At 76.1% G+C, this 7,810-nt stretch carries 8 protein-coding genes; 5 read left to right on the plus strand and 3 right to left on the minus strand.

Features of this window, described 5'->3' with window-relative positions:
- Positions 1-326: 326 nt before the first annotated feature.
- The 3 genes from mmuM to MW084_RS18675 all read right to left on the minus strand — a co-directional run bounded on the left by mmuM (position 327) and on the right by MW084_RS18675 (position 2,317).
- A complete protein-coding gene (mmuM, locus tag MW084_RS18665; protein ID WP_010475830.1) occupies positions 327-1,256 on the minus strand; it encodes a homocysteine S-methyltransferase in 930 nt (309 codons plus the stop codon).
- Positions 1,257-1,349: 93 nt separating this feature from the next.
- On the minus strand, positions 1,350-1,781 hold the full coding sequence (locus MW084_RS18670; RefSeq protein WP_050986866.1) for a hypothetical protein: 432 nt from the start codon (positions 1,779-1,781) through the stop codon (positions 1,350-1,352).
- Positions 1,782-1,786: 5 nt separating this feature from the next.
- Entirely contained in the window at positions 1,787-2,317 is a 531-nt protein-coding gene (locus MW084_RS18675; protein WP_255113927.1) for an ATP-binding protein, read from the minus strand.
- Positions 2,318-2,529: 212 nt separating this feature from the next.
- On the opposite strand from MW084_RS18675, the gene MW084_RS18680 reads away from it, so the two are divergent.
- From MW084_RS18680 to MW084_RS18700, 5 genes are all read left to right on the plus strand, one after another.
- Complete coding sequence (locus MW084_RS18680) at positions 2,530-3,396, plus strand: helix-turn-helix domain-containing protein (protein WP_010475836.1); 867 nt, start codon at positions 2,530-2,532, stop codon at positions 3,394-3,396.
- Positions 3,397-3,633: a DUF397 domain-containing protein gene (locus tag MW084_RS18685; RefSeq protein WP_010475838.1), complete on the plus strand. Its 237-nt coding sequence runs from the start codon at positions 3,397-3,399 to the stop codon at positions 3,631-3,633.
- 112 nt (positions 3,634-3,745) lie between these two features.
- The gene (locus MW084_RS18690; RefSeq protein ID WP_010475840.1) at positions 3,746-4,576 is read left to right on the plus strand and encodes an SAM-dependent methyltransferase; all 831 of its coding nucleotides are present in this window, start codon (positions 3,746-3,748) and stop codon (positions 4,574-4,576) included.
- 274 nt (positions 4,577-4,850) lie between these two features.
- The coding region (locus MW084_RS18695) for a GAF domain-containing protein (protein ID WP_338057696.1) at positions 4,851-5,728 on the plus strand (878 nt) is incomplete at its 3' end.
- Between the two features lie 283 nt (positions 5,729-6,011).
- Positions 6,012-7,733 (plus strand): ATP-binding SpoIIE family protein phosphatase, encoded by a 1,722-nt coding sequence (locus tag MW084_RS18700; protein ID WP_275563842.1) that lies wholly within the window; start codon positions 6,012-6,014, stop codon positions 7,731-7,733.
- The last annotated feature ends 77 nt before the right edge of the window (positions 7,734-7,810 follow it).

Consider the following 7,810-nt stretch of genomic DNA (forward strand, 5'->3'; position numbering starts at 1 on the left):
GGCGTCTACGCGTACAGCGTCTCCGCCGCGTACCGCTGACCCGCCGCCCGCGGCCGACCCCGGGCGGCGGTACCGCGCCCGACGGCGAGCAGCCCCCGCCCCGCGGGGCTCGCAGGGCGCTCCCGGCGGTGCTTCCCGCCCACGTGGTGCGGCCGGTCCGTCCGCCCGGCCGGTCCGCCCGGTGCTCCCGGTCCGCCCGGCGCCCCCGGCACACCCCGCCCGGCCGGTCCACGTGGTGCGGCCGGTCCGTCCGCCCGGTGCTCCCGGTCCGCCCGGCGCCCTCGGCACACCCCGCCCGGCCGGTCCCTCCACCCGCCCGGGCGGGGTCACCGCCGCCGCAGCCGGTCCGCCAGGGCGGCGACGGCGTCCGGGCCCACCCGGCAGCAGCCGCCGATCAGCCGGGCCCCGGCCCGCCGCCACTCCTCCGCCCGGTCGGCGCGGAACGTGGACCGGCCGCGCCAGCCGCCCGCCACCGGGTCCCAGGTCTCGCCGCTGTTCGGGTATGCCACCACCGGTTTGCCGCTCACCCGCGCCGCGGTCTCCACCGCCGGAAGCACCTCCTCGGGCGCGCAGCAGTTCACCCCGACCGCGACGATCTCGTCCGCCTCGGCCGCGAGCCCGAACGCCTCCTCCAGCGTCCCGCCCGCCCGCGTCCGCCCCCCGGCGACGGTGTACGACAGCCAGGCCGGGACGCCCAGCCCGCGCACCGCGCGCAGCAGGGCGCGGGCCTCGTCGGCGTCCGGCACCGTCTCCAGCGCCAGCACGTCGGGCCCGGCCGCGGCCAGGGCCTCCAGGCGGGGGCGGTGGAACGCCTCCAGGGCGGCGGTCCCCAGCCCGTACCGGCCCCGGTACTCCGATCCGTCGGCGAGCATCGCCCCGTACGGGCCCGCGGACGCGGCCGTCCAGAGCGGGCGGGAGACACCGGCCGCGCGGGCCCGTACGGCCGCCTCGCGGACCGACTCGACGCTGAGCGCCAGGAGTTCGGCGGCGCGGGCGCGGCCGACGCCCCGGCGTGCGAACCCCTCGAAGGTGGCCTGGTAGCCGGCGGTCGTCACCACGTCGGCGCCCGCCTCGTAGTACGCCAGATGGGCCGCGACGAGCGCCTCGGGGTCCTCGGCGAGCAGGCGCGCCGACCACAGGTCGTCACCGAGGTCGTGGCCGGCGGACTCCAACTGGTTGGAGAGCCCGCCGTCGAGGACGAGGGCCGCGGAAGGGGAGGCGAGGACGTCGGTGAGCGGGGGAGTGGCGGTCGTCATGGGGGCGAACGTAGCGAAGGTCCCGCCGCGCCGCCGTTCCGTCGCGCATCCGCCGGCCCGGGTCGCCCCCGGTCGCCGCCGTGCCGGGTGCGGTCAGATGCGGGAGCCGAGGCCGGGCACCGTCCACGACGGGGCCGTGCCGGTGAGCTGGCAGATCATCAGGTACAACGGGATCGGCGGGGTGTACGGGGAGGTGCTGCCCGGCCGCCGCACCAGGCGCGGGCGCCGGTCGGGGACGTAGCCGTCGGGCGCGTAGCAGGCGGGCAGCGGCCAGCGCAGGTCCGCGTCGGAACCGGCCGGGACGAGCCACCACCACCACTCGGGATCCGCGAACACGCAGCCGTCCCCCGGCAGCCGGCTCAGCAGCCGCAGCCCGTGCCGGACGGGCACCCCCACCGCGTCCCAGCCCAGGCTGGCCGACAGGTGCGGCGGAGGGACCAGCCGCACCTCGCCCAGGGCCTCCTCCCGCGCCGCACCGGCTCCCCGGCGGCCGTGCGGGCCGCGCAGGGACAGCGGGGTCACCATCGACCTCAGCATGGCGCCGCCGTGTCGTGGGCCAGGTCCGCCCAGACGACGCGCCCCGCTCCGTGCCGGGCGTCGTGGGTGCCCCACGCGCTGCACATCGCGTCGACGAGGAGCAACCCCCGCCCGCACTCCTCGCGTTCGGCCGACCGCAACCGCGGTCCGGTCACCCGGCAGCCCTCGTCGTGGACGGCGATCCGCACGTGCTCCCCCCGGTCCCGCAGCTCGCAGACGACGCGTCCGCTCGCGGTGTGCACCACGGCGTTGGTGAACAGTTCGGAGACGACCAGCTCGGCCGTGTCGCACACGTCCCCGGCGACCTCCCAGATCGCCAGGCGGTCCGTGGCGAGCCGGCGGGCCCTGGCCACCGACTCGGCGCGGGCGGGGAGTTCGAAGGCGAAGCGGCGGACGTCGGGCGTGCGGGGCCGGGCCGGGTGGGCCTGCGGGCGGGGGGTGCGGGGGAGGCCGTGAGAGTGTGGGACGGGGATCACCGGTCGAGCCGCTATGAGCTGGGGGGTGAGCGCGTTGCCAGGTGCCACGACCGATTCCTCACATGGGAGCGACGCCGTACGCCGTATCTCCCAGGGCAGAGCGCGCGGCAGTCGCGTGAACTGGTTCACCGACTGGTTCATCGGAATACTTTCCTCCCGTCACGAACACTTGGCAAGCGGCACTCTGAAAATTTCAGAGTGTTGTGTCCTCTCTGGCAAACGCATGGCACACTCAACAAAAAGCGCGTGGGAGGTCAGAAGTGAGCGAGCCACGATCCGCCCCCACCGTGGGACAGGTCGTCCTGGGCAAGCGGCTCCAGGATCTGCGGGAGAAGGCCGGCCTCAGACGGGAGGAGGCGGCCAAGGTCCTGCACGTCGCCCCGGCCACAATCCGCCGCATGGAGACGGCGGAGGTCGCGCTCAAGATCCCTTACGTCCAGCTCCTCCTCCAGGCGTACGGCGTCGACCGCGACGAGGCGGAGGGCTTCGTGCGGCTCGCCGAGGAGGCCAACAGGCCCGGCTGGTGGCAGCGGTTCCACGACGTGCTCCCGGGCTGGTTCAGCATGTACGTCAGCCTGGAGGGCGCCGCCAGCCGCATCCGGGCCTACGAACCGCACTTCGTCCCCGGACTGCTCCAGACGGAGGACTACGCCAGGGCCGTCCTGCGCGGCGGCGCCGTCGGCCGGGTCGGCCCCCAGGACATCGAGCGCCACGTCGCGCTGCGGATGGAGCGGCAGTCCCTGCTGACCAGGCCCGATCCCCCGAAGTTCTGGGTGGTCATGGACGAGACGGTGCTCCGGCGCCGCCCGGCCGGCAGTGCCCCCGGGCTCATGCGCGCCCAGCTCGACCGGCTGCTGGAGGCGGTGGAGATGCCCCACGTCACCCTGCAGGTCGCGGAGTTCGCGACGGGCCACCACCCCGGCGCCTACGGCCCGTTCGTGCTCTTCCGGTTCGCCGTGCCGGAGCTGCCGGACATGGTCTACAGCGAGTACCTCACCGGCGCGGTCTACCTCGACGCGCGTCCGGAGGTGGCCTCCCACCTGGAGGTCATGGACCGCATGGCGGCGCAGGCCGCCTCCGTACACCGCACGAAGGAAATCCTCCGGGCGTTCCGCAAGGAGTTGTGAATGGTTCGCATATACAACGGCATGCCCGCCGCAGACCTCGGCGCCGAGGGGTGGCACAAGCCGTGGAGCGGCGGCAACGGCGGCAACTGCGTCGAGGCCATGAAGCTGGCCGACGGCAGGGTCGCGATGCGCCAGTCCGCCGACCCGGACGGCCCCGCCCTCATCTACACCCCCGGGGAGATCGCCGCGTTCATCCGGGGGGCCAAGTCGGGCCAGGCCGACTTCCTGCTCACCTGACCCGGCGTCATACAGTGTGGTCCGCCGGGGCGCCGGCCGTGTGTCCGACGCCGTGCGCCGCACCATCACCATCCGTCGGGCACGTCCCGACCCCCGACCCCTGGAGCAGCCGATGACCGGGAACGACACCGCCGCCGAGGGCGCGCCCGTCCAGAACGTGCTGATCGACACCAGCAAGCCGCACCCCGCGCGGATCTACGACTGGTTCCTCGGCGGCAAGGACAACTACCCGGTGGACGAGGAGATGGCCCACCGGCTCCTCACCGTCGACGCGCGCGGCCGCGACATAGCCCGGGTCAACCGGGCGTTCATGCACCGCGCGACCCGCTGGCTCGGCAAGGCCGGTGTCCGCCAGTATCTGGACATCGGCACCGGCATCCCCACCGAGCCGAACCTCCACCAGATAGCCCAGCAGGTCGCGCCCGAGTCGCGGATCGTCTACTGCGACAACGACCCGATCGTCCTCGCCCACGCCGAGGCGCTGCTGCGCTCCGCCCCCGAGGGCGCCACCGCGTACATCCAGGCCGACGCCCGCGACCCGCAGGCCATCCTGGAGCGCGCCGGGGAGGTCCTCGACTTCACCCGGCCCGTGGCGCTGTCGCTGGTGGCGCTGCTCCACTTCGTCGACGACGAGGACGGGGCGTACGAGCTGGTGTCCCGGCTCGTGGGGCGGCTGGCACCGGGGAGCTACCTCGTCCTGTCGCACATCACCAGCGAGTTCGAGCCGGAGAGGGCGGCGGAGGCGCGCGCCATGTACCAGGGCCGCGGCCTTACGCTGCGGCCGCGCAGCCGCGAGGAGGTCGCCCGCTTCTTCGACGGCCTGGAACTGGTCGAGCCGGGGGTGACGCTGGGCAGCGACTGGCGCCGGGAGCTGGGCGAACCCGTCCGGGTCGACAGCGAGGGCCCCATCCCGGTGTACGCGGGAGTCGCCCGCAAGCCGTGACGGCGCGGGCGCGTACGCGGGCGTGGGTGCCCGGCGCCGGGCCCTCCCGGGCTCCGGGCGGGCCCGGGAGGGCGTCCCGCCCGCCTCCAANNGNNNGCCNCCCGCCGTCCGCCGTCCGCTCCGTCGGGGTGAGGCCGGACCGGCGTCCGCGGGCTGCCCGGGTCAGCCCGCCCCTGACGGGCGAATGTCGCGTTTGCCCGATTATCCTGGCGTGGTGGATTCCTCGCCGACGTCCGCGGGGGCCGGCCCCTCCCGGGGGCGGCCTCCCGGCGGGGTGCGTGCGGAGATCCAGGCGTCGTGGGAGCGGTCGCACCTGCTCGGCATCGACGTCGAGGGCGCGGCGCTGCCCATCGAGAGCGACCTGGACCCCGACTCGCGGCTGGTCAGGGCTGCCGCGCCGGTGCTGGACCGGTTGTGGGCCCGGTTCTCCGGGCTTCCGGTCACCGTGACGCTGGCGGACCCCCGCGCCAACATCGTCGACCGGTTCGGCGACCCCGTCGGACTCGACCTGATGGACGAGGCGTCGCTGGTGCGGGGCGCCAACGTGGACGAGCGGTTCATGGGGACCAGCAGCGTCAGCATGGTCCTGAGCACCCGGGCCCCCTTCGTGGTCGTCGGACACGAGCACTTCCTGCACAACCTCAAGACGCTGACCTGCATGGCCGCGCCCGTGCGCGACCCGCTCGGCGGCACCGTGCAGGGAGTGGTCAACCTCTCCGTCCCGGAGGGGATGGCGAAGCCGGGAATGGCGCTGATGCTCCAGGACGCCACCGACCTCATCGCGGAGCGCCTGCTGGAGCTGGGCACCGCCAGGGAGCGGGCGCTGATGGCCTCCCTCCGGGCCGGGGGCCGCGACGAGAACACCGGCCTCCTCCACGTCGGCACGGGCGAGCTGGCCGGATACGGCGGGGCCGCGCCCCTGCTGGACCGGCGGGAGCGGTCCGCGCTGCTGGACGCCGCCGTCGACCTGATCGGCTCCAGCGAGCAGTCCTCCGCCGAGGTCGTCCTGGCCGACGGCCGGATCGCCGCGCTGCGCCGCAAGCGGCTGCGCCACGGCGACGCGGAGGGCGCCGCCGTCGAGGTGACCTTCCGCGGACCCCACCCCACCGCGCGCGGCGGGCTCGTCGTGCCGGGCCGGACGCCCCCGGCCGGNNCCCGGCNCGCCGGCCCCGCGAGGAGGACCGCGACGGCACCCGACGGGCGGGAGGTGCCGCTGCTCGGCGGCGACGGGGCCGCCGCCCCGCCCGAGGACGCCGCCCCGGCCGGCGACGGCGACGCCGGGACCGGCGATGCCGGGAACGGCGATGCCGGGACCGGGACCGATGCGTGGCTGCTGCTCGTCGGCGAGCAGGGCGTCGGCCGCCTGGCCGCCGAGGCGCGCGGGCGCCTCTCCCTGCTGAACGAGGCGGGCCTCCGCGTCGGCACCACCCTGGACATGCGGCGCACCGCCGAGGAACTGGCCGGGATCGCCGTGCCGCGCTTCGCCGACCTCGCCGTGGTGGAACTGGTCGAGAACGTCCTCGCGGGCGAGGAACCGCCGCCCGGACCCTCCGGCCCCGGCACGGTCCTGCGCCGCGTCGCCCTCCGCGCCGGCACCCCGGACGCCGGCACCCCGGACGCCGGCACCCCGGACGCCGGGGCCGGCGCCCTCGCCGACCCCGGCCCGATCGCATACCCCCCGGGCAGCCCGCAGGCGCGCTGCCTGGGCACGGGCCGGCCGGTGGCCGACTCCGTGCAGGCGGCCGTCACCGCGCCTACCGCCCATCCGATCGCCCCGCTGGGCGAGGGCGTCCACACGTACGTCGCCGCCCCGCTGTACGCCAGGGGCCGCGTCTTCGGGCTGGCCGGCTTCTACCGCCGCGGCGAGGACCGCCCGTACGAGGAGGACGACCTGGCGCTCGCCGGGGAACTCGCGGCCCGCGCCGCGATCAGCGTGGACAACGCCCGCCGCTTCAGCCGGGAGCACGACGCGTCCCTCACCCTCCAGCGCAGCCTGCTGCCGCACGCCCTGCCCCGCCTCACCGCCGCCGACCTCGCCTCCCGCTACCTGCCGGCGGACGGGCAGACCGGAGCGAGCGCCGAGGTGGGCGGCGACTGGTTCGACGCCATCCCGCTGTCCGGGCTGCGCGTCGCGCTGGTCGTCGGGGACGTCGCCGGCCACGGGCTGCAGGCGGCGGCCACCATGGGCCGGCTGCGCACGGCGGTGCGCACCCTCGCCGCGCTGGACCTGCCGCCCGAGGAGGTGCTGGCCCACCTGGACGAACTGGTCGGGCGCCCCGCGGGCGACCCGGCCGAGGAGTACGACCCCGCCACGGCCACCACCTGCCTGTACGCCGTGTACGACCCGGTCGCCTGCCGCTGCACCGCCGCCCGGGCCGGCCATCCGCCGCCGGCCGTGGCACCGCCCGGCGGCGAGGCGCGGCTGCTCGACCTGCCGGCCGGGCCGCCGCTGGGCCTCGGCGGGCTGCAACCGTACGAGTCCACCTCCTTCGACCTCGCCCCGGGCAGCCTGCTCGCCCTGTACACCGACGGGCTGCTCAAGGAGGGCCTGGGCTACGGCGACACCGAGGCGTCGACCGGCCGGCTGCTGTCCGCGCTGACCCGCTCCGGCCCGGCGCGCGACCCGGAGCGGGTCTGCGACCGGATCACGGAGACCGTGCTGCCCGGCGGCCCGCGCGACGACGTGGCGCTCCTCGTGGCCCGGGTGGGCGCCCTGCCCGCCGACCGGGTGGCGACCTGGGAACTGCCCGCCGACCCGTCCGTCGTCGCCGAGGCCCGGAGACTGGTGCGCCGGAAGCTCACCGAGTGGGGGCTCGCGCACATGGAGTTCACCACCGGGCTGGTGGTCAGCGAACTGGTCACCAACGCCGTGCGGTACGGGGGCGGCGATCCGGTGTCGCTGCGGCTGCTCCACGACGAGACGCTGGTCTGCGAGGTGTCCGACCACAGCGACTCCTCGCCGCGCATCCGGCGCGCGGGCACCACCGAGGAGGGCGGGCGCGGCCTGTTCCTCGTGGCGCAGTTCACCAGGAGGTGGGGCGCCCGGTTCATGCCGCAGGGCAAGACGGTGTGGGCCGAGCAGGTGCCCCACGAGGACCGGCGGTCCCCGGAGGCGGACGGGCATGCGCTGCTGGCGATGTTCGACGACGTGGTGTGAGCCCCCGCGGGCCGCCGGGGCCCGCCCGTGGCGGGCGCGGCCCGGCGCCCCGGCGCGGACCGCGGGCACCGGCNCNC

The sequence above is a fragment of the Streptomyces sudanensis genome, from assembly GCF_023614315.1.
In the GTDB taxonomy this organism is placed as follows: domain Bacteria; phylum Actinomycetota; class Actinomycetes; order Streptomycetales; family Streptomycetaceae; genus Streptomyces; species Streptomyces sudanensis.